The following is a 21,634-nucleotide window of genomic DNA, read 5'->3' as shown; positions in this document are numbered from 1 at the left end:
GCGCGGCCGGGTCACCCGGTGTCGGACCACGCTCGCACTGGATGTGCGCTAAATACCTGGTTCGGCTAGGCGTTCGCGCGGCTCCGCCACAGCAGCCAGCCGAAGTACGGCGCCCCGATCAGCGCGGTCACCAAGCCCGCCGCGATCTGGGTCGGGGCGAGGACGGTGCGCCCCAACGTATCCGCGACGCACACCAGCACCGCTCCCAGCGCGGCCGCCACCGGCAGCGAGCGCGAGTGGCGGGAGCCCACCAAAGCGCGCGCGGCGTGCGGGGCCACGAGCCCGACGAATCCCAGCGCGCCGACCGCGCACGCAGCGGCGGCGGTGAGCACCGCGGCGAGTGCGGCGAAGGCGAGGCGGGACCGGTCCAGCGGGACGCCGAGCACCCGCGGCACGTCCTCGTCCAGCGAGACCAGGTCGAGCGTCCGTGCGCTGGACAAGGCGATCGGCAGGGCGATGACCAGGCACAACAGCACCGGGAGGACCTGGCTGAACTCCCGGCCGTAGGTCGATCCGGCGAGCCAGGTGAGCGCCAGATGCGCGTTCCACGGCGAGGTCAGCACCACGACTAGCGTCGTGATCGCCTGCGCGCCCGCGCTGACGCCGATGCCGACCAGCACCAGCCGGTCCGAGGACAGTCCGCGGCCGCTCGAACCGCGGCCGGTGGCGAGCCAGTGCACAAGAGCGAACGTCGCGAACGCGGCGACGGTCGCGGCACCCATCATCGGCCAGATTCCGATGCCAGGCACCAGAAGCACGACGCTGATCGCGCCGACGCTCGCACCCGGAGTCACGCCGAGCAGGCTCGGCTCGGCCAGCGGGTTGCGGCAGATCGCCTGCACCAGCGCGCCCGCGACGGCCAGCGCCGCGCCGCCGAGCAGCGCGGCGAGCATCCGTGGCCAGCGCAGGTCGAGCGCGAACGAAACCTCGGTGCCGGACACGCCGCGGAGCCAGTTCAGGACGTCGCCGAGCAGCACGATCCGGTCGCCCAGCAGGAGCGCGGCGATCACCGCGGCGACGAGTGCGATCGCCAGAACGACGCCGGTTCCGGCCACCCATCGGCGCGACCGGACGGTGCCGTGCGTGCCGCGTGCGGATGGCGTTCCGGACGGCTGTCGTCGCGCCAGCCAGACCAGCACGGTTGCGCCCGCCAGAGTCGTCACGACGCCGGTCGGCACCGAAACCGCTTTGTCCGCCGGGACGAGCGCGCGCAGCAGAACGTCGGCGGCCACGACGACCAGCGCGCCGGTCAGCCCGGAAAGCGGCAGCAGCAGCGGATGTTTGCCGAGCCCGGGCACCCGGCTGGCCAGCAGTCGCGCGATCACCGGCGCGCACAGGCCGACGAACCCGATCGGCCCGGCGACGGTCACCGCGACCGCCGAGAGCAGCACCGCCACGATGACGGCGTAAGTGCGCGTGCGGCGGACGTCGATGCCCAGCACGCGCGCGTGGTCGTCGCCGAGACCGAGAACGTCGAGCCGGTGCGCGAGCAGGAGAGTGGCCAGGATGCCGACCGCGATCACCGGTGCGGCAAGGGAAACCTGGTTCAGTCCGGATTGGACAGTCGTGCCGCTGCCCCAGCCGTACAGGCCCGCGGTCCGCTCCTGGAACAACATCAGCAGCACCGACGTGAGCGCGGTCAGCGCCAGCGCGATGGCGGACCCGGCGAGCACGAGCCGGGCGGCTCCGCCGCTGCTGCTGCGCGCGACGAGCAGCACCAGTCCGGCCGCCGCGAGACCGCCGACGAAGGCGACGATTCCGTTGACGTAGAAGGGAAGCGAGATCCCGAACGCCGCGACGCCGACCACAGAGACGTACGCGCCGGCGTTGACCGCGAGCGTGTCCGGCGAGGTGAGCGGGTTCCGTGCCACCGACTGCAGCACGCAGCCCGCGAACCCGAGCGCCAGCCCCACGAGCAGCGCCGCGGCCAGCCGGGGGAGCCGGCTGGCCACGAGCACCGCCACCGCCTGGCTGCGCGCGTCGTCGTCCGTGCCCGGGAAAACGGCGCGCAGGAGTTCGCCGAGCCCGACGTGCGACGTGCCTTGCAGCAGGTGCACGGCGGAGAGGACGAGCAGCGCGACGAGCCCGGTCAGGAAGACGGCGGACGCGGTGCCCCGGGCGGCGCGCGGCCGGGCGGGTGCGAGGGCTGGTGCGGTCATCGGATCAGCGCGTCAGAGCGCTGGTGAGCGCGTCCACGTAGGCGATCGCGGACTTCGGGCCGCCGAACATCCAGATGCCGTCCGGGATCCGGTGCAGCTTCGCGCCCTTGACGAACGGCAGCTGCTTCCACACCGCGTTCCCCGCGAGGTCCTGGGTGAAGACGTCGGATTCGGCGGCGTTGGCGGCGTAGACGAAGGACGTGGCCGGATCGGTGATCTTGGTCAGTCCTTCGACGTCGGTGGGGGCGAGGCCGTAGACCTTGTCGCCCTCGCCGGTCCACTGGTTGGCGGCGCCGAGCTGGCCGGCGATGCTGCCGAGGAACGAGCCCTTCGTGTACATCCGGACGGTGACCGTGCCGGAGGTCGAGTAGCCGTCGGCCATGACGAACTTGGCCCCGGACTTGCCCGCGTCGGCCAGCTTCTTCTTGCCCTCGGCGACCTTCGTGTCGAATTCGGCAAGCAGTTTGCGGCCCTGCTCCTGCGTTCCGGTCGCCTCCGACAGCGTGGTCACGGTCTTGCGCAGGTAGCCGATCGGGTCGGCCGAATCGGAGCCGCGCAGGGTCAGCACCTTCGTCTGCTTCGAGAGCTGCGCGATGACGTTGTCCGGCAGGTCGGTGGTGGTGACCACGAGATCCGGGTGCAGCGCGGCGATCGCGTCGAGGCTCGGCTCGCCGCGGGTGCCGACGTCCGGAGTGGACGCGGCGAGCGGCATGACCTTGTCGTAGGTGTTGTAGCCCTTGACGTCCGCCGCGCCGATCGGCTTCACGCCCAGCGCCAGCAGGTTCTCGGTGAGGCCCCATTCCAGCGACACGATCTTCGCGGCCGGCGCGGGCAGGTCGACCTTGCCGCGCTCGTCGGTCAGGTGGACCGGGCCGGAGGGTTTCGCGGAGGCGGCCGCTCCCTGGTCCGCGGGCGTTTCGGTGGTGCCGCACGCGGCGAGCGCGAAGGCCGCGAGCGCTGCCGCCGCGGTCGTCAGGACCGTCCTTCGGGCAGGACGAGAGAACACACTGGACACGGGGTTTTCCTTTGAACTAGGGGACAGGTCAAGCTGAACGGACCGGCCGCGGCCGGGAGGTGTGCCGTCCGACCGGGCGCGTGCGGACGTGCCCCTCGTCGTCGACGTGGACGTCGATGCGCAGGCCGTAGACGTCGCTGAGCAGGCCGGCGGTCAGCACGTCGGCCGGGCGGCCGGTCGCGCGGACGGCCCCGCGGCACAGCAGCACCACCTCGTCGGCGACGGCGGCGGCCTGGTCGAGGTCGTGCAGCACGACGCCGACCGCGACGCCGTGCTCGTCGGCGAGATCGCGGACGAGGTCCAGCGTTTCGATCTGGTAGCGCAGGTCGAGGAAGGTGGTCGGCTCGTCGAGCAGGACGACGCCGGTGTCCTGGGCGAAACAGGTCGCCAGCCAGACGCGCTGGAGCTCGCCGCCGGACAGTTCGTCCACCGGGCGCTCGGCCATTCCGTCGACGCCGGTGTGCCGCATCGCGCGCTCGACCAGCTCCGGTCCCTCGGGATCGCCGGAGCCGAAGCGGCCGCGGTAAGGATGGCGGCCGTAGGACACGACGTCGCGCACGCGCACGCCGCCGGGCGTGGGGCGCGACTGGGTCAGCAGCGTGACGTGCCGGGCGAACTCCTTGGGAGACAAGGCGAGCGCGTCTTGCCCGGCCAGCGTGACGTCGCCCGCGGTCAGCGGATGCAGCCGGGCGAGCGAGCGCAGCAGCGTCGACTTGCCGGACCCGTTGGGGCCGACCAGGACGGTGACCGCGCCCGCGCGCAGGACGATCTCGGCGTCCTGGACCACCGGTTTCGCGCCGTAGCCGAGAGCGAGCCCGGTGCCGGCGAGCGCCGGTGCTTCCGGCCAGGAGTGACTCATGAAGGTTAGCCTAACCTGATCGAGGGATAATCCGAAAGCGGACATCGCGGCGGTGTCGGACGTCACGGGCGTTTGTACCGGGCGGGCCCGCCAGGATGTGAAACGCCTTTGCCGCGTGCCGTTGCCGCTCTAGCTTCTGATCGGGTCAGAGGTTTTCGGATTTCCGGGTGACGAGGGGAGCCGGTGCGTGGCCACGGGCGAACTCGCGACGACGACGCTGCCGGTCGGGGCGGGCTGGCTCGGGTCCCGCATCGGCGAGCGCACGGCGCGCGGCGTGGCCGGGACGGTGTCCGGCCTGATCCGCGACGGGGAGGTGCCGCCGGGCACGCGGCTGCCCACCGTGCGGGCGCTGGCCGCGGAGCTTTCGGTCAGTCCCACGACGATCGCCGAAGCGTGGTCGCAACTGCGCGCGGCCGGGCTGATCGGCACGGGACGGCGGCGCGGCACGATAGTGCTGGAACCGCCGTCGAGCCCGCCGCCGGAACGCGCGTTTTCCGGCTGGCAGACCGTCGACCTGGAACACGGCCTCCCGGATCCCGGACTGTTGCCGCCGCTGGAGGACGCCGTCGCGGCGGGTGTCCACACGGAACGGTTCGGCGGTCCGGTGAGGAACTCGATCACGCCGCAATTGCGTGCCGCGGTGAAGCCGACGTGGCCGTTCGCCGCCGAATCGTGGACCGTCGCGGCCGGCGGGCAGGACGGGATGTTGCTGGCCTGCCAGGCAGTCGCGCGGCCGGGCGACGTGATCGCGCTGGAGGCGCCGACGACGCCGTGGCTGCGCGAACTGCTGCGCCGGTCGCGGATCCACGTGGTGCCGGTGCGGTGCGACGAGGACGGGCCGATGCCGTCTTCCTTGGCCGCGGCGTTGGAACATCGGCCGGTCGCGTTCGTCTATCAGCCGCGTGCGCAGTCGCCGCTCGGGCATTCGGTTCCGGCGGACCGGCTCGCGGAACTCGCCGCGGTACTGTCCGAAGAGGACATCGCGGTGATCGAGGACGATGATTTCGGGCCGTTGGCTTCGGCTCCTTCGGTGAGTCTCGGCGCGTCTTTGCCTGGCCGGGTGTTGCTGGTGCGGTCGTATTGCACCGCGTTCGGGCTCGAGTTGCGCAGTTGCGTGATCGGCGGTTCGGCGGTGCTGGTGGAACGGGTGCGACAGCAGCGCGGGCCGGGGTCGGTGTGGTCGAGCCGCATTCTTCAGGACGCGCAGGCGTTTCTGCTGACCGATCCCGGCAGTGCGGAATTGCTGAACCGGGCCCGGAATCGGTACGCGCATCGGCGGGCGGCTTTGACGGAAGCGTTGCGGGAGCACGGGATTTCGGTGCGCGCGCGGGACGGGTTGACGCTGTGGGTGCCGGTTCCGGAGGAGTCGCGGACGTTGATGACGCTGGCGGCCAATGGGGTTTCCGCCGGGTCGGGGACGCGGGCGGGCAATCCGGGGACGCCGCATATCCGGGTGGCGACTGGGCAGCTGCCCGATGATCCGGCTTTGGTGGCGGATCTGGCGCGGATGATCGCGCGGGCATCTCGGCGGTAGGGCGCGGCGATGCCGGTTCTCACCGGCACAAACACTCACGACCTCCGGAGCAAGTGCCGGTCCAGGAACGGATTGCGGAACTTCCCGGCCGGGTCCAGCTCCGCCGCCAACTCCCGGAACTGCCGCACCCCGTGGTGGTCCAGATCCAAAGCCGCACCGTGGAATAGCTTTCCCCAATGGGCGCGGACGCCGAAGGGCGCGAGCTTCTCCTCGATCAGCGGCAGCACCGCTTCCACCTCCGGCTGCCGTTGCTCCCAGGTGAAATGCACCGCCACCCGGTCTCCGTCGTACGCCGGGCTCAGCCAGTGTTCGTCGCCGGCGACGGTGCGGATTTCCGACACCACCAGCAGCGGCGCGATCCGGTCGCCGAGGCTGCGCAACGCCTCGAACGCCGCAGTCGCGTGCGCACGCGGCACGAAGTACTCGCTCTGCAATTCCGCTCCGACGCTCGGCGCGAATTCCAGGCGGAAATGCGGCAGCCGGTCGTACCACGGTCCGGGAACTCCGCCTTGCACAGTGGTATTTTCCGCCGAAATGCCCGCTGCGTGCGCGGGGTGGCGCGGGCCGTCGGCGGGAAGTGCGCCGAACAGCGCATCGGGGATCTCCGCCGGGACGCGGTTCTTGAGCAGGACCTGGTCGATCACGTCGCGCGTCCAGTTGGTGAACAGGCTGACGCTGTAGCCCGCGGCCTGGATTTCGTCGAAATGCTCCAGGGCGGCGGACCAGGGGAGGGCGTCGAAAACGTCTTGGCGCACCGAAAAAGTCGGCTCCAGGTCGAGGGTGAGCCGGGTGAGGACGCCGAGCGCGCCGACGTTCACCACTACTCCGGGGAATTCGGCGTCGGCGCGCGAGAAGGTGCGGAGGGAGCCGTCGGCGGTGAGGAGTTCGACCGCGGACACTGCCGAAGCCAGTCCGCGAAGCCGCTGTCCGGAGCCGTGGGTGCCGGTCGCGACGCTGCCCGCGACGGTGATGTGGGGGAGCGACGCCAGGTTGGATAACGCGTACCCGGCTTCGTGCACCTGCGCGACGACGTCGCCGTAGCGGGTCGCGCCGCCGATGGTGAGCGTCGCGTCGTTGATTTCCGGGGCAATGTTGACGGCGGAGAGGTCGAGTTGGCGGCCGTCCGGGCTGTCGGCGACCGTGTTGAAGCTGTGCCGGCTGCCGAGGGCCTTGATCCGGGCCGAGCCGGCGACGAGCTCTTGCGCTTCGGACAGCGTGCGCGGGGCGACGACCTCGCGTGCGCGGTAGGTGAGATTGCCAGCCCAGTTTTCGATCACGAGGGCCGAGCCTAATCGGCTCCGGCACGGCAGACTGGGGACAGGCCGACCGAGGAGACCCCGCATGCATTCCGCTGGACTCGTCCTGCACCCGCGCCGCGATGCGAAAGCCGCGGTCGACGCGGTGCTGGACTGGGCCGCCGGGCGCGGGATCGAGATCCTCGGCATCGACGACGAGATCGCCAGGGTCGACTGTTCGGCGACCGCCGTCCAGCCCGCTGAACTGGGCAAACGATCGGATCTGGTGGTCAGCCTCGGCGGCGACGGCACCATGCTGCGCGCGATGCGGCTCGCCGACGGGCAGCACGCGCCGGTGCTCGGCGTCAACCTGGGGAAGCTCGGCTTCCTCGCCGAGGTCGACGTGCCGGACCTGCCGCTCGCGCTGTCCGCGATCGACCGCGAGGAGTTCACCGTCGAGCCGCGGCTGGCCGTGGACGCGCGGTTCGGCGGCCGGATCGAGACCGCGTTCAACGACGTCGCGGTGGTGCGCGTGCCCGGCGACGGGAGCGCGGTGGTCGCGGTGCTGGTGAACGGCGAGCAGTTCGTGAGCTACGCCGCGGACGCGGTCGTGGTCGCGACGCCGACCGGCTCCACCGCGTACAGCTTCTCCGCCGGAGGGCCGATCACGAGCCCGGCGGTGGAAGCACTGCTGGTCACGCCCGCCGCGCCGCATTCGGCGTACAGCCGCGGCGTCGTGCTGTCGGTGCAGGACACCGTGACGCTGGAGGTGCTGCCGTCGAGCGGGCGGCTCGCGGTGGAGGTCGACGGCCAGGTGGCGGGGTACGTCGGGCCCGGCGAAACGATCGACGTGCACGCCCGGCCGAACGCGGCCCGCGTCGTGCGGCTCGGCATGACGACCTTCTACCAGCGGGCCCGGCGCAAGCTGCGGCTCACCGATTCGGCGGAGATTCCGCTGTCCTGAGCAGGGCGCGCGTTCGTCTGGTAATCGCGCGCTGACCTGCGGTGATCCCGTTCGCGCTGTGCCCGCTGTCACTTGTCGGTGACATTGCCGTGTCCTGTTCGTAATGTCGTGGCGGCTTTGCGACCCGAACGAGGAGATGGTGGTGCGAGGTGTCCGGTAGACATCGGGACGGATCGAAGTCGTGGCGGCTGCCTGCCGCGGCGGGCGCGCTGGCCGTCGGCGCACTGGCGGTGCCGGTGTGGCTGGCCGCCGGCTCGGTCGAACCGGAGCAGTTCCCGGCCGCGGCCGCGGAGATGCACGCGTTCAGCGCGCCACGGCCGTCGAGCAGCGTTCCGTCGACCACTTCGACGCCGCCTACGACGTCTTCCAGCGCTGCCCCGACGACGTCCTCGTCTTCGCCCACCAGCAAAACGACTTCTCGTACTTCGGTGACTCCGGCAGTGAAAGCGTGTTCGTCCACTTTGGCCGGAACGCAGCCCGCAGTGGCTCAGGCGGGCAATTTCCTCAAGGAAAAGTTTTCGGTGGACACGGTCGGCGGCCGGGCCGGACGGTCGGGCGCGAGCGATCATCCCGCCGGTCTCGCGCTGGACTTCATGGTCGACACGAAGACCGGAAACGCTTTGGCCGCTTACGTTCTCGCGCATCAGGACGAGCTCGGCGCGAAGTACGTGATCTGGCAGCAGCGCTACAACGACGGCAGCGGCTGGTCGGCGATGGAGGACCGCGGCGGTGAGACCGCGAACCACTTCGACCACGTCCACGTTTCGTTCGAGCGCGGCGCGAAGGTTTCGGTCACCTGCTGACACCCGACTTTCGGAGGTGGGCCGGATTCGTCCCGAAGAGCACACTGTGCGCTGCCGAGTGGTCACCGTCCGCACGGGGTGGCCTTCCTTCGCTGCGTGAGGAGCTCCGATGGCGGGCAGGTTCTCGATCCGGCTCACCCTCAGCGTCGTCGGAGTGCTGGTCGCACTCGGCGGCGCCACGACCGCCGCAGCCGCTGCCGCGCCGGACGATCCGGTCTCGTGGCGCGTCCCCGCTACGCCCGCCGAGGCGGCTTCCTTGGCCCGCGCCGGGTTCGACGTCGCCGGGACCAGCCCTGGTGTGGCCTATGTGATCGGGAACCAGTCGGTCGCCGGGCAATTGCGGAATCGTGGCTACTCGCCGGAATTCTTCGACACTGTCTACAAAGGAGTGACCACGCGCGCCGCCGGCGACACGTTCTATGGCGGCTATCGCACTGTCGCCGCACAGGAAGCGCACCTGGCGAAAGTCGCGGCGGCGCATCCGGATCTCGCGACTGAGTACACGATCGGCCAGTCGTGGCGGAAGACCCAGGGCAAGGGCGGCCACGACATCAAGGCGATCTGCCTGACCAAGAAAAAGGACGGCGACTGCACGCTGTCCACGACATCGCCGAAGCCGAAATTCGCGCTGATGGCACAGATCCACGCCCGGGAAATCTCGACCGGCGAACTCGCCTGGCGCTGGATCGACTACCTCGCCGACGGGTACGGCAGCGACGCCACCGCGACGTCCATTTTGGATACCACCGAGGTGTGGGTGGTCCCGATCTCTAACCCGGACGGCGTCGACATCGTCGCCTCCGGCGGGAATTCGCCGAAACTGCAGCGGAAGAACGCGAACACCAGCCGGGGAAATTGCAGCGGGACGAACATCGGGATCGACCTGAACCGCAACTCGACCTTCCGCTGGGGCGCGGACTCGGACTCGCCGTGCGCCGAGACGTACCAAGGGGTGAGTGCCGGATCGGAACCTGAGGTCCAGGCGCTGGAGAAGCTTTTCCGCTCGATTTACCCGGAACAGCGCGGCAGCGGCGACAACGACCCGGCTCCGGACACCGCGCGCGGCACGATGATCACGTTGCACAGCTACGGGAACGACATCATTGTCCCGTGGGGCTTCACTTCCGACCCCGCGCCGAACGACGCCGCGCTGCGCAAGCTCGGCGCGAAGTTCAGCGATTCGAACGGGTATCTGGTGGGGACCAACACGGAAACCGTCGGCTATTCGACCAGCGGTACGACGGACGACTTCACCTATGGCGCGCTGGGAGTCGCCAGCTACACGTTCGAGGTCGGCGGCCAGAGCGGGAGCTGTGGTGGGTTCTTGCCGCGGTATTCGTGCGTGGACAGCACATTCTGGCCGAAGAACAAGGGCGCGCTGATCACGGCGGCCCAGTCGGCGGCGGCTCCTTATCAGCAGTGAGGTGCGGTAAAGCCCGCTAGGTGCTGCGGCGGACTCAGGGGCGATGCCTGGGTCCGCCGCAGTATGTCTGCACGACGAGACCTGCCCAGCAGTCCGGTTGCGATGCGCATGGCGGAGCGGCTGGGCTGACGCTGACATTGTTCGAGCTGTGCTCGTTGGTCCGGGAAGCTGATCGCGACAGCTTCTTCGTTCGCTTACCGGCCTGGGTCCCGCAGGGCATCCCCGCCTGAACTGGCCTCCGAGCGGCATCGCAGCGGAATCGGCTCGGGCTTTCGCCGTCACCGTGGCGAAGCGGGTGAGCGGCGACTCGATCGACGTCATCAGGGCTCGGTTTCCTGTCCGTCGCGCAGGTCAGCGGCGGTGAAGACGACGAAGAACTTCCCGTCATGTGACGGCTCGTTACCTTCAGTTAACTCGTCGGGCGACCTATCTCACTCCGCCGCTCGGGTAAACGGCACCATCCCGGGGCTGCCATATGTACGTACATCCCGTACAGTAGTTCTGCAACAGAACTAACTAAGCGGGAGGCGGCAGTGACGATCGGCCTGGAGCGGGCTCGGCCGGCGGCGGTGCGGGATCATCCGAACGCCGGGTGGTTCGCCGTCGGCGCGGTGTGTTTCGGCGCGTTCATGGGGCAGCTCGACGCCAGCATCGTCACGCTCACTTTTCCCGCGCTGCAGCACGAGTACGGGGCTCCGCTGGCGGCCGTCCAGTGGGTGTCGCTGGCGTATCTGCTGGCGTTGGTGGGGTTGCTGGCCGCGGTCGGGCGGGTGGCCGACGCGGTCGGGCGGAAGCTCACTTACGTGCAGGGGTTCGGCGTCTTCACTGTCGCGTCGGTGGCGTGCGGACTCGCGCCGACGCTTGGCTGGCTGGTCGCGTTCCGGGTCGTGCAGGCGATCGGGGCGGCGATGTTGCAGGCCAACAGCGTCGCGCTGGTGGTGCGCAGCGTCCGCGAGGACCGGGCGCGCGCCGCGCTCGGGGTGCAGGCGGCGGCGCAGGCGCTGGGGCTCGCGCTCGGGCCCGCGGTGGGCGGGCTGCTGGTCGACACCGTCGGCTGGCGGTGGGTTTTCCTGGTCAACGCGCCGGTCGGGCTGGCCGGGCTGATCGCCGGGCGCTACCTGCTGCCGCGCACTCGCGAGCGCACGCCGCTGGGCCGGTTCGACGGGGCGGGCGTCGGACTGCTCGCGACCGCGTCGACGGCGTTGCTGCTGGTGATTTCCGGGGTGTCCGGGCTGGACATGCCGGGGTGGCTGCTCATCGCGCTGGCCGCGGCGACGGTCTGCGCGGCGATCGGGTTCGTGCTGCGGGAAAAGGCGGCGAGCAGCCCGATCCTGCAACTCTCGGTGCTGCGGCCGCCGGTGGTTTCGCTGGGACTGGCCGGGGCGCTGTGCGGCTACCTCGTGTTGTTCGGGCCGCTGACGTTGCTGCCGCAGGTCCTCGGCACGGCGGGCGGAACCGGTGCGGTGCTGACGTGTCTTCCCGCCGGCTTCGCGGTGGCGGCGGTGCTGGCCGACCGGGTGCTCCCGGCGCGGCTCGGTTCTCGCGGGCGCACCGTGCTGGGCGCGCTCGTCGCGGCGGCTGGCTGCGCGGCGCTGGGGCCGGCGTCCGCTCCTTGGGAGGTGGGCGTGTCGCTGGTGGTGGCCGGGCTCGGTCTGGGAGTGTTCATTCCGGCCAACAACTCGGCTGTCATGAGCGCGATCCCGGCGCGGATGTCGGCCACCGGAGGAGGACTGGTGAACATGGCGCGCGGACTGGGGACGGCGCTCGGCGTGGCACTCGTGACACTGTGCCTGCACACCGGCGGCGAAACGGCCGCGCTCGCGGTGCTGGCCGGAGCGGGCGTCCTCGCCGCGGCGACCGGACTGGCGGCCCGCCCGGAGCAGGCCCGGTGACCGCGCCCGAACCCGCCCTCGCCGACGTCGTCGCCCGCCTCCGCCGCGCCATGCGGCGGGCCGCGCGTACTGCCGATCCGGACAACACGCTGTCGGTCGCGCAGCTGGAATTGTTGTCTTGCCTGTTCGAGAACCCGGGTGCGCGGCCGAGCCGGATCGCGCAATTGCTGAAGCTCGCGCCGAATTCGGTGACGACGATGGTCACCGGGCTGCGCTCGCGGGACCTGGTCACCCGCACCAGCGGCGGGGACGACCGGCGGACGGTGGCGCTCGAACTCACCGACACGGGGCGCGCCGCGGTCGAGCGGTGGCAGGGGCACAACGCCGCGATCTTGGCTGCGGCGCTGGACGGGGTGCATCCGGCGTGGCGGCATTTGATCGCGGCCGCGGTGCCTGCGCTGAACGAGTTGGTGGGGGCGATCGACGCGTTGGCGGAGTCGGGGACCTCGCACTGAGGTTTTCTCAGTAGCGCCGCGCGGGTGCATGGCGAGGCACGGGTACAGCCGTCCCCGGCCGATGCCCGCCGGTCCGGCTGGGCGGGAACTGTACGTGAGGGGAACCCTGAGGGAATCAGAGTCAATGAGGGTTCCCCTCACGTACGTCGGCGGAGCCGGTGCGCGGCATTCGACCGCGATCGCACCGCCCGGGACTACAGCGCAGGCGGCCCAGCCTCCACCCGGCGCAGCACCGGGTCCAGCTTGTCCTCCTCCGCACTCCCGAACGGCAGGCTTTCCTCCCACCACGTGACCCCCGCCTCGGCGAAGGGCTCGACCACCCCGCGCGCCTTGGCCGGGTCGGCGGGGCTCGTTCCGCCGAAGACCACGTCGAACGGGGCGTCGGTCTCCCGCTGGCTCCGGAGATAGGCGATCAGGTCCCGCACCTCCGCCAGTTCCGGCAGACCCGTCGGGCCGGCGGATTCGAAGATCGGCACCACCCCGTCCCAGCGGGCGGCGCGGCGCATCGGGCGGCGGTTGGGCCACCGGCCCGCCACCCAGACCGGCGGGCGCGGGCGTTGCACCGGCGTCGGCAGCAGCGTGATGTCGCGGGCGGTGAAGTGCTTGCCGGAGAACGTCACCGGTTCGCCGGTCCAGAAGCGGGCGATCAGGTCGACGCCCTCGTCCAGCTTCTCGGCGATCACCTTCGGGTCGGCGGATTCGCCGAAGTCGGCGTACTCCGCGTCGAGCGGCGCGCCCAGCCCGACGCCGAACACCACCCGGCCGCCGGACAGCTGGTCCAAAGTGGACACCTGACGGGCGAGCTGCTGCGGGCGGCGCCGCGCGACCGGCGTGACCATGGGGCCGAGCCGGACCCGGCTGGTGGCCAGGGCCGCGGCGGCGAGCAGGATCCACGGATCGCCGAAGGGGCGGCCGGGACGTTTGTCCAGCACCACGTGGTCCCAGACGAACAGGCCGTCCCAGCCCGCCTCTTCCGCCGCCGCGGCGACCTTGGCCACCGCGCGCGGGTCGGCGAAATCGCCGAAGTTGGGGATGCAGATCGAAAACCGCATGATCACCACCCTGCCCACCTCCGGCGAAGCCGTCAATCCGATTTGCCCGCCACGAACGTCTGCCGCACCCGGGCCCGCAGCAGGGCGTCCGGTGCTTCGGTGAACGGATCGACGTCCAGGACAACGAAATCCGCGGCCAAGCCCGGCGCGAGCTGTCCGGTCAGGCCTTCCCATCGGCACGCGTACGCGGCGTCGCGGGTGCCGTGCGCGAGGGCTTCCGCCAGGGGCAGGGCGTATTCCGGCAGGTTGGGTTCCAGGTCGGGGTTCAGCGCGGACCGGCGGGTCGTCGCGACGTACATGTTCGGGAGCGGCGGATGGGGCGCGGTCGGGGCGTCGGAGCCGAACGCGAGGACGGCGCCGGCGGCGGTCATTTCCGGCCACGGGTAGCCGCGCTGTACGCGGTCGTCGCCCAGCATCGCGCGCCAGTTGTCCTGGATCGCCGGGTCCGCGTGCACCGGCTGCATCGACGCGACCGCACCGAGTTTCGCCAGGCGCTGGACGTTTTCCGGGGCCACGGTCTCCAGATGTTCGAGGCGATGCCGCCGGTCGCGCGGGCCGTTGACCTCGATCGCGTGCTCCAGCGCGGACAGCGCGATGTCCGACGCTTCGTCGCCGATCGCGTGCATCGCGACCTGCAACCCGGCCGCGTCCGCCGCCGCGACGACCGGGGCCAGTGCTTCCAACGGCCACAACGGGCCGGGGTGGCTGCCGTCCGCGAAGGGCTTTTTCATCGCCGCGGTACAAGTGTCGATGACTCCGTCGACCATCACCTTGATCCCGGCCACCCGCAGCCACGGCCCGGACAGCCGCGCGCTCAACTCCGCTGCGCGCTCGACCTGGCGGAGGTCGTCCTCGGTGTTTCCGGTGCGCTCGATCAGCCAGTGCCCGGCGACGCGCAGGGGAAGCCGACCGCCGTCGAGAGCCCGTTCCAGTGCGGCGAGCTCGCTCTCGGAGAGCGCCATGTCGACCGCGGTCGTGACGCCGTCCGCGAGGTAGTGCGTGAACGCCGATGCCAGTGCGCGGTCGCGGTCGGCGTCGCTGGTCTGCTCGTCGAGGAAGTGCCGCATCAGTTGCAGTGCAGCGGTTTCGTACAGCATGCCGTCCGGTTCGCCGGACGCGTCGCGCCCGATGCGGCCGTCGAGCGGGTCGGGGGTGTCGCGGTCGATGCCCAGTTCGCGCAGCGCGGCGCTGTTCACCCACGCGGAGTGGACGTCGTTGGCGGCGAGGTAGACCGGACGGTCCGGGACCACCGCGTCGATCAGGTTCCGGTGCGGCGCTTGCTCGCCGAGCGCGTCGAAAAGCCAGCTGCGGCCGAGGATCCGGGGTGCGGCCGGATCGTTCGCGGCGGCACGGGCGAGCCGGTGCTGGATGTCTTCGGGCGAAGTCGCGGAGAAGAGATCCACTTGCTCCAGCGCTTCGCCCATCATGACCAGATGGGTGTGCGCGTCGACGAAACCGGGGAGCACGAAGGCCCCGTCCAGGTCGACCACCCGCGCTTCGATCCGGTCAGCTTCGGCGGTGCTGCCTACGTATTCGATGGTTTCGCCGCGGACGACCATGGATTCCGCCCAGCCGGACGCGCTCGCGGTGAAGATCCGGCCGCCGCGGTAGTGCACTGCCGTCATCGGGCCACCACCGTCTCCGCCGCGACGAACGGGCGCCAATCGGTCACCGTGTTCGGGCTGCCCGCGTGCACGCGCACGGTTTGCGCGGCCGGTTCGATCAGGACGGTGGCCAGCGTCGCCCACCGGTCGCCGAATGCGGCGTCCGCGTCCGGGACGCAGCACAACTTCGGTTCGCCGGGTTCGGAACGGAGGAAGGCGACGAGGTCGACCGTGTGCGCGGGCGTCGGGTAATCCTGCAACCGAGCGGTCATCATGGCGTGCCTCAGCTGGGAATCCGGTTCGAAGAGCCCGCGTTTCTCGCGGGCGGCGGCGTCGGGGTCGAGAAAGTGGTTGGTGTGCACCAGGAAACCTGCTTCGGGGTCGAGGGCGGTTACTCCGGCCGGGCTCAGCTCGGCGCAGACAGCCGTGCCGGGATCGAGCAGCGTAAACGCGCCGGACGTGCGGATCGGGGCTGTTCGCAGCAGGTCGAGGGCTTCGGCGGTGCTGCCTGCTTCGCCGAGGACGGCCGCGGCCAGCACGTGGACCGGGATTCCCGCGGCCGAGTCGTCCTGGTGGCCGAGGATGTTGAAGAACAGCCCGAGTCCGGCGCTGTTGACGCCGATCTTGCCGAGGATGCCGTGTTCGGTGATCCCGGCGAAGGCGTACCGCGTGCCGCGCACTTCCTGCGTGTGCCAGCATTCCGCGAGCTCGATGTGCCAGTCCCAGGTTTGAATGCCGTAAGGGGCGCCGGAATCGGGAACGCGCACGAGGGTTGAGCACTCCGGCTGGGTGCTCGGTGCGGCGGCGATGATCTCGGTGCGCCCGTTGAGCGCAGCCGCCTGCCACAGTTCGATCCCGGCGCCCGCGGCGATGCCCGCGATCTCGTCGGCGTAGCGGCTCCGCCAGGCGGCGACGTTGTCCAGCAGCCGGAGCGCGTCGGTGCGGATTTGCTGTTCGGTGCGGCCGAGGGTGGCGAACCAGCGCAGATACAGCTCCAGCGCATCGGTCAGGCCCTCGCGCAGCTGGGCGCCGCGGGAAACTCCGCGGGCGTGCGGGTCCGGGTCGTTGACGAGCAGGTGCATCGCTTTCCTTGCGGTCGAGGTCAGGCGGTGGCGCGGGGGCGGCCGGCGAGCAGGTAGACACCGGCAGCGATCAGCATTCCCGCTGGCAGCGAGAAGTCAATTCCGCCGGCCGCGCTCGCCAGGAACCCGGTGTACATCCCGGGAACGGCCAGGCAGGACGCCGAAGCGGTCGCACCGAGGACGAGCGCGGCGATTCCGGCCCAGTGCACGCCGCCGACGTACCAGAACGGGCCGCCGCGGCGTTCGTCGGCGAGGGCGTGGCCGTCGTAGCGGTTGCGGCGCAGCAGAAGGTCGGTCACGTAGATCGCCATCATCGGGCCGAGCACGACGACCATCAGTTGCATCATGTCGTTGACTGCCTTGAGGAAATCCGACACGAGCAAGGCGTACAGGGTCAGCAGCACGCCGGCGGTGCCGTCCAGCAGAACGCTGCGGGAGCGGCGCAGGCGGACGCCGATCGCCTGCAGCGCGAGGCCGGAGCTGTACACGGTCATCGCGTTGTTGGCGATCGCGCCGAGAATCACCGCGATCAGGAAGATCGGCGTGAACCACGGCGGCAGCACGGATTCCAGCGCGGCTTGCGGATCGCTCATGTCCAAAGTGGTCGCCGCGAACGCGCCGAGCGCGGTGAACACGATGCTCGGCAGGAACGCTCCGGCGGCGGTCCAGGCGGCGACGGCGAACGGTTTGGTGTCGCGGGGGAGATACCGCGCGAAGTCCGCACTGTTGTTGTAGGACAAGGAAGCCGACGCGACCAACGCGACGCCGCCGGCCAGCGCTGCCCACAGCGCGACTCCGTGCAGCGGCGTCGGGGGCTGGTAGCTCCAGGCGGTGTGCCGGATCAGGAATCCGCCCAGTACCAGGAAAACCGCGGTCGTCACGATCGCCAGCGGCAGGTAGAGGCGCACGATCACGGAGTGGCCGTAAACGCTGATCACCAGCGTCGCGGCGGCGATCGCGACGATCACGAGGACTTTGCCCAGGGTGTTCAGCTCGATGCCGAGCCGCGCGCACAGGCTGAACGCGGTCACTGACGCGGCGGACCAGCTCAACGCCACGTAGCAGACCGAAACGAGCCAGCCGTTCAGGCCGATCACGAAGCGGTTGCCGCGGGTGCCGAACATCGCCCGCATGATGACCTCGCTCGGCGCGCCCGCCGCCGGGCCGCTGACCGAGACCAGCCCGACCAGCACCCAGCACAGGTTGCCCGCGACGATCACCGCGAGCGCCTGCAGCAGGCTCAATCCGCTGAGCACCAGCGCGCCGCCGACGACCAGGCTGAGGTAGCTGACGTTGGGCGCGGCCCACACCCCGAACAGGTCACGGGCGCGGCCGTGCCGTTCGTCGTCGCCGATGACGTCGATGCCGTGGGCCTCCACCCGCGGGCCGCGCCCGGACCGGGGCGGGGGCGGGGCGGACGTGCCGGGCGACACGGGCGGGGTGGCGGGAGCGGTCATGGCGAACCTCCGGACCGGGGAATCGACTCGGGCCACGGTAAGGACCCAAATCGATTTGGGCAATGCTCTCCGCGAACCCCGTTCCAAAACGATTTGGGCGAGGTTAGGCTGCTGCGTCATGGCCGGGAAAAGAACGCGGGCGACCATCAAGGACGTCGCCCGCCGCGCCGGGGTCTCGCCGACGACGGTGTCGCATGCCTTCAGCGGGAACGGGACGGTCGCGGCCGAGACCGCGGAGCGGGTGCGGGAGGCGGCGCGCGAGCTGGGCTACCGGCCGGACACGGTCGCGCGCGGGCTGCGGTCCAGCAGGCTCGGGGTGCTCGGGCTCGTGGTGCGGCCGCTCGACCCGTCGGACACCGCGTTCCTGGAGGGCGTCGACTACTTCCTGCGGTTCGCCGGATCGGCCGCGCTGGCCGCGGTGGAACGCGGGTACGGCCTGATGCTGGTGCCGGACCCGACGCGCGCCGACGCGCCCGCGGTCGGGCTCGCCTGCGACGGGTTCCTGATCACCGAACCGGTCGAGAACGATCCGCTGATCACCATGCTGGACCGCGAATGCGTGCCGTTCCTCGGCGTCGGGCGGGACCCGGCGCGGCCCGCGTCGCCGGACTACCTCGACCTCGGCACCGGGCGGATCGTCGCCGAGGTGCTCGACCACCTGGCCGCTGCGGGCGGGACGCGGGTCGCGGCGGTGCTGGGCACCGATCGCAACGAATGGAACCTGGACGCCGAAAAGGCTTACCTGGACTGGGTTCGTGCTCGAGGACAGCAGCCGTTGGCGGTGCGTCGCGCGGAGGTCGCGGGGGAGGCGGGCGGCCGCGAGGCGGGAGAGGAACTGTTCGCGCTGGCTTCGCCGCCGGACGCGGTGTACTGCCAGACCGGTCGGCACGCGGCCGGGGTGCGGGCCGCCGCGCTGGCGCGGGGCTTGGCGGTGCCCGGCGACGTGCGCATCGCCTGCGGCGCGGATTCCGATTCCGAGCACACCCGGTCGGGCGTCCCGCCGATCACCGCGGTCGATCTGCGGCCCGTGCAACTGGCCCGGACCGCGGTCGCGGTGCTCGCCGATCGGGTCGAGGGGATCGAGCCGCCGGTCCCCGGGCCGGCGGAGTACGAGCTGATCGTGCGCGGGTCGACCCGGGGATAGGCGGTTGTCCGGCTAGGCGTGCGGGACCGCTCCGACGCGCGAATCCCGCGGCCGCAGCGCCGAAAGCGCCCCGCTGAGCGCGAGCCGGCCGGGGCCGGTGAACGCGATCAGCAGCAGCGCCCAGCAGAACATCGCGGCCGCTTCGCCGCCGTTCTCGATGGGGAAAATGCCTTGCGGCAGATGGACGGAGAAGTAGGCGTACGCCATCGACCCCGATCCGATCAGCGCCGCGACGCGGGTGGCGGCGCCGAGCAGGACGAGCCCGCCCGCGACGAGCTGGATGAGCGCGGCCCACCAGCCCGGCCAGGAGCCGACCTGCGCCGCGCTGTGCGCGCCGAGCACTCCGAACAGCGATTTCACGCCGTGGCAGGCGAAGAGGAACCCGACGACGATGCGGAACAAACCGAGCGCGTAATCCTGTGCCGCGTCCAGCCGGTGCATGATGCCTCCACATAGGACGACTCGGGCGGACGGCGGCGACGTCCGTTCGGACACCAGTACCGGTCCGCAGAGTGGTCCAGACCTTTCCTGGACCGGTGTCAAGGTATACCGGTGACCGGAGTCTCTCCGATACCTGCGAAAGTCAGGTTCCGCCCGATCCGCGGCGTGTGGTAACGGCTGGTGAAGGGGGCGGCGTCCGGTTCGGGGAAGCGGCGGGTCCGTTGGGGGGAACGGCGTTTCCGGCGTCTGCTGGCGGGGAGTGCGCCGGATGCCCAGCGGCGGGCGGCGGTCCGAAAACCAAGTCCGGACTTGGTTTTCGGTGCTGCGTCAACGGTTCACAGTGCGACTACGATCTTGCCGTGGACGTGCCGTCCGGCCTGCATCGTCACCGCCTCGCGGATCTGCTCGACCGGAAAGGACGCCGCGATCGGCACGGTGAGCTCGCCACTGCGGATCGCGGTGGTAATTCGTTCGAGGGCACCGGATTCCGCATCGAACGCACCCGTCGCGCGCACGCCTGGCAGCGCAGGACCGTCGGCGACGGTGGAGATCCGTTCGGGAGCCACGCCGAGTTCGAGGGCGGTCTCGGCCGTTTCCCTGCCGAACAGGTCGGTCGCCGCGGTGATCCCTTCGGGCGCCAAGGCGCGTACCCGATCCGCGAGGCCGGGGCCGTATGCCACGGGTTCGGCGCCGAGTTCGCGCAGGAAGCCGAACGTGCGCTCGGAAGCAGTCCCGAGCACCCAGGCACCGGCCAGTTTCGCCAGTTGCACGGCGAAAATGCCCACGCCGCCCGCCGCCCCGCCGATCAGGACGGTGTCCCCGGTGTGAAGCCCGATCGCGGCGAGTGCGGCGGAGGCCGTCAGACCGGCCACCGGAAGCGTGCTCGCCACCTCGTCGCTGATGCCCTCCGGGGTGCGCCACAGAGTCGTGGCGGGAGTCTTGACCAGGACGAAATCGGCGACGGATCGCCCGATCGCGCCCCCGAACACCCGGTCGCCCACGGCGAAACCGGAGGCTCCGGCTCCTGTTTCGTCCACTACTCCGGCGAAATCGCTGCCGAACCCGGCGGGCAGGGTGATGCCGAACCGCGCCGCCATTTCCGGCCGGGCGGCGATCTGCCAGTCCATCGGATTCAGCCCGGCGGACGTGACCCGGACGCGGACCTCGCCCGGTCCGGCGTGCGGCTCAGGCACCTCCTCCAGGTCGAGGACGTCGAGTCCGCCGAATCGGCGGTAACGGACAGCTTTGCTCATCGGGGGTTCTCCTCGGGCAGTGATGGGACTTGGTCTCATCAACCGTACCGCAGTGACGAGACCAAGTCCCGTAGACTGCTCCCATGGCTCGCTGGCAACCCGACGCACCAGGACGGCTCGCCGCCGCGGCGCTCGACCTGTTCGAGGAGCGCGGCTACGAGAACACGACCGTGATCGAGATCGCGGAGCGCGCGGGCCTCACCAAGAGCACGTTCTTCCGGCACTTCCCGGACAAGCGCGAGGTGCTCTTCGGCGGAAGCGCGCTGACCGGCCTGCTCGTCGACGCGATCGCCGCGGCGCCGCCCTCGGCCGGGCCGCTCGAGGCGGTGACGCACGCGCTGGACGTGCTGGGCAACGAGTTCTTCGCCGGCGACCGGCGCGAGTTCAGCGCCCGGCGTCAGGCGGTGCTGGACGCCAATCCGGAATTGCGGGAACGTGAAGCGCGCAAACGGATCGGTCTGGTCGATTCGATGATCGAGGCGCTAGGACGCCGCGGCGTCCCCGGCCGGACCGCGCAGGTGGCCGCGAAACTGGGCGGGCTCGCCTGGGAAATCGCGCACGACGAATGGATCGGGACAAGCGGCGCGGATTTCGCTTCGCTGGCAAGGGAAGTGCTCGCCGAAGTGCGCGAGGTCAGTGCTGCTTGGTGAGGGTGTCCGCGGGTTGAGACCGCGGCGGCCATCCGGATTCCAGCAGCGCGAATACCGACGCCAAAGCGGCAGCGGGATCCGGTGCGGTACCGGTGAGATCCGGGATCTCCAGCACGAACCGTGCCAAAGCCCGGACTGCCGGGTCGTCTGGCGGCAAGTCGCTTTCGTCGGCCAGTGCGGCGGTCAGTTCGGGTTCGCAGGAATGCCATAGGCGGCGCGCGTACTCGCGCAAGGCGGGCGTCTGCACGATCAGGTCCCGTTTCGGGGCGTGCTCCGGCGGGATGTCCGTCGAGTAAGGGCCGCGGGCGGCGAAGAATTTGTGCAGGGCGGTGAGAACCGGTTCGTCGGGGGCGCGATCCCGGACCGCGGCGACGATTCCGGCTCGGCGTTCCGAGCCGTCGTCGAAGATCAGGGCGTCTTTGCCGTCCGGGACGTGCGCGAACAGGGTCGCGACGGAGAGGTCGGCCTCTTCGGCGATCTGCGCGACGGTCACCCCGTCGTAGCCGTGCTTCAGGAACAGCCGCAGCGCGACCTCGTCCAGCCTGCGGCGGGTTTCGAGCTTGCGGCGTTCGCGTCGTCCTGTGTTGACCACCACCCCAGGGTACCCCAAAG

The 21,634-nt window shown here is 70.7% G+C and carries 19 protein-coding genes; 8 read left to right on the top strand and 11 right to left on the bottom strand.

Translation table 11 applies throughout. The annotated features are described in order from the left end of the window. Positions 1-65 precede the first annotated feature (65 nt). Genes PUT80_RS11185 through PUT80_RS11175 form a run of 3 tightly spaced genes read right to left on the bottom strand, consistent with a single transcriptional unit; the run spans position 66 to position 4,033 of the window. Positions 66-2,159: an iron ABC transporter permease gene (locus PUT80_RS11185; RefSeq protein ID WP_275291847.1), complete on the bottom strand. Its 2,094-nt coding sequence runs from the start codon at positions 2,157-2,159 to the stop codon at positions 66-68. 4 nt (positions 2,160-2,163) lie between these two features. Then, a complete protein-coding gene (locus PUT80_RS11180; RefSeq protein ID WP_275291846.1) occupies positions 2,164-3,174 on the bottom strand; it encodes an iron-siderophore ABC transporter substrate-binding protein in 1,011 nt (336 codons plus the stop codon). A 28-nt stretch (positions 3,175-3,202) separates the two neighbouring features. Then, the gene (locus PUT80_RS11175; protein ID WP_043833455.1) at positions 3,203-4,033 is read right to left on the bottom strand and encodes an ABC transporter ATP-binding protein; all 831 of its coding nucleotides are present in this window, start codon (positions 4,031-4,033) and stop codon (positions 3,203-3,205) included. A gap of 187 nt (positions 4,034-4,220) precedes the next feature. Between PUT80_RS11175 and PUT80_RS11170 the strand changes: the two genes are divergently transcribed. After that, positions 4,221-5,567 carry a PLP-dependent aminotransferase family protein gene (locus tag PUT80_RS11170; RefSeq protein ID WP_275291845.1) on the top strand — a complete coding sequence of 449 codons (1,347 nt, stop codon included), beginning with the start codon at positions 4,221-4,223 and terminating at the stop codon, positions 5,565-5,567. 35 nt (positions 5,568-5,602) lie between these two features. On the opposite strand, the gene PUT80_RS11165 is transcribed toward PUT80_RS11170, so the two are convergent. Next, a complete protein-coding gene (locus tag PUT80_RS11165; RefSeq protein WP_275291844.1) occupies positions 5,603-6,844 on the bottom strand; it encodes an FAD-binding protein in 1,242 nt (413 codons plus the stop codon). Between the two features lie 64 nt (positions 6,845-6,908). On the opposite strand from PUT80_RS11165, the gene PUT80_RS11160 reads away from it, so the two are divergent. From PUT80_RS11160 to PUT80_RS11140, 5 genes are all read left to right on the top strand, one after another. Beyond that, positions 6,909-7,766 carry an NAD(+)/NADH kinase gene (locus tag PUT80_RS11160; RefSeq protein WP_275291843.1) on the top strand — a complete coding sequence of 286 codons (858 nt, stop codon included), beginning with the start codon at positions 6,909-6,911 and terminating at the stop codon, positions 7,764-7,766. 149 nt (positions 7,767-7,915) lie between these two features. Beyond that, positions 7,916-8,569 carry a hypothetical protein gene (locus PUT80_RS11155; RefSeq protein WP_275291842.1) on the top strand — a complete coding sequence of 218 codons (654 nt, stop codon included), beginning with the start codon at positions 7,916-7,918 and terminating at the stop codon, positions 8,567-8,569. Positions 8,570-8,678: 109 nt separating this feature from the next. Then, a complete protein-coding gene (locus PUT80_RS11150) occupies positions 8,679-9,992 on the top strand; it encodes a M14 family zinc carboxypeptidase (RefSeq protein ID WP_275291841.1) in 1,314 nt (437 codons plus the stop codon). A 533-nt stretch (positions 9,993-10,525) separates the two neighbouring features. Further along, complete coding sequence (locus PUT80_RS11145) at positions 10,526-11,884, top strand: MFS transporter (RefSeq protein WP_037819468.1); 1,359 nt, start codon at positions 10,526-10,528, stop codon at positions 11,882-11,884. Continuing rightward, positions 11,881-12,339 carry a MarR family transcriptional regulator gene (locus PUT80_RS11140; RefSeq protein ID WP_275291840.1) on the top strand — a complete coding sequence of 153 codons (459 nt, stop codon included), beginning with the start codon at positions 11,881-11,883 and terminating at the stop codon, positions 12,337-12,339. The genes PUT80_RS11145 and PUT80_RS11140 overlap by 4 nt, the downstream gene beginning before the upstream one ends. Positions 12,340-12,533: 194 nt before the next feature. Here PUT80_RS11140 and PUT80_RS11135 read toward each other — a convergent pair whose 3' ends face one another. The 4 genes from PUT80_RS11135 to PUT80_RS11120 are packed head-to-tail and all read right to left on the bottom strand — an operon-like array spanning position 12,534 to position 17,534. Further along, a complete protein-coding gene (locus PUT80_RS11135; RefSeq protein WP_275291839.1) occupies positions 12,534-13,391 on the bottom strand; it encodes an LLM class flavin-dependent oxidoreductase in 858 nt (285 codons plus the stop codon). A gap of 32 nt (positions 13,392-13,423) precedes the next feature. Beyond that, positions 13,424-15,016 (bottom strand): amidohydrolase, encoded by a 1,593-nt coding sequence (locus PUT80_RS11130; protein ID WP_275291838.1) that lies wholly within the window; start codon positions 15,014-15,016, stop codon positions 13,424-13,426. After that, positions 15,013-16,077: a C45 family peptidase gene (locus PUT80_RS11125; protein WP_275291837.1), complete on the bottom strand. Its 1,065-nt coding sequence runs from the start codon at positions 16,075-16,077 to the stop codon at positions 15,013-15,015. Before PUT80_RS11125 ends, PUT80_RS11130 begins: the two co-directional genes overlap by 4 nt. A gap of 20 nt (positions 16,078-16,097) precedes the next feature. Continuing rightward, positions 16,098-17,534: a cytosine permease gene (locus tag PUT80_RS11120; RefSeq protein ID WP_275291836.1), complete on the bottom strand. Its 1,437-nt coding sequence runs from the start codon at positions 17,532-17,534 to the stop codon at positions 16,098-16,100. Between the two features lie 118 nt (positions 17,535-17,652). Here PUT80_RS11120 and PUT80_RS11115 point away from each other — a divergent pair, with 118 nt between their 5' ends. Further along, entirely contained in the window at positions 17,653-18,678 is a 1,026-nt protein-coding gene (locus PUT80_RS11115; protein WP_238607150.1) for a LacI family DNA-binding transcriptional regulator, read from the top strand. Between the two features lie 12 nt (positions 18,679-18,690). Here the strand turns inward: PUT80_RS11115 and PUT80_RS11110 are convergent, their stop codons facing one another. Together PUT80_RS11110 and PUT80_RS11105 are read right to left on the bottom strand one after the other, a co-directional pair. Continuing rightward, on the bottom strand, positions 18,691-19,119 hold the full coding sequence (locus tag PUT80_RS11110) for a DoxX family protein (RefSeq protein WP_037819481.1): 429 nt from the start codon (positions 19,117-19,119) through the stop codon (positions 18,691-18,693). Positions 19,120-19,454: 335 nt separating this feature from the next. Beyond that, positions 19,455-20,372 (bottom strand): NADP-dependent oxidoreductase, encoded by a 918-nt coding sequence (locus tag PUT80_RS11105; RefSeq protein WP_037819483.1) that lies wholly within the window; start codon positions 20,370-20,372, stop codon positions 19,455-19,457. An 83-nt stretch (positions 20,373-20,455) separates the two neighbouring features. Here PUT80_RS11105 and PUT80_RS11100 point away from each other — a divergent pair, with 83 nt between their 5' ends. Next, positions 20,456-21,022 carry a TetR/AcrR family transcriptional regulator gene (locus PUT80_RS11100; RefSeq protein WP_037819484.1) on the top strand — a complete coding sequence of 189 codons (567 nt, stop codon included), beginning with the start codon at positions 20,456-20,458 and terminating at the stop codon, positions 21,020-21,022. Here the strand turns inward: PUT80_RS11100 and PUT80_RS11095 are convergent. Further along, positions 21,006-21,614, bottom strand: coding sequence for a TetR/AcrR family transcriptional regulator (locus PUT80_RS11095; protein WP_051729751.1), 609 nt, complete (start codon positions 21,612-21,614; stop codon positions 21,006-21,008). The genes PUT80_RS11100 and PUT80_RS11095 overlap by 17 nt on opposite strands. Between the last annotated feature and the right edge of the window lie 20 nt (positions 21,615-21,634).

The organism is Amycolatopsis sp. La24, assembly GCF_029087445.1.
Taxonomy (GTDB): Bacteria; Actinomycetota; Actinomycetes; order Mycobacteriales; family Pseudonocardiaceae; genus Amycolatopsis; species Amycolatopsis nivea.
This window is presented reverse-complemented; position numbering and strand designations above follow the sequence as displayed.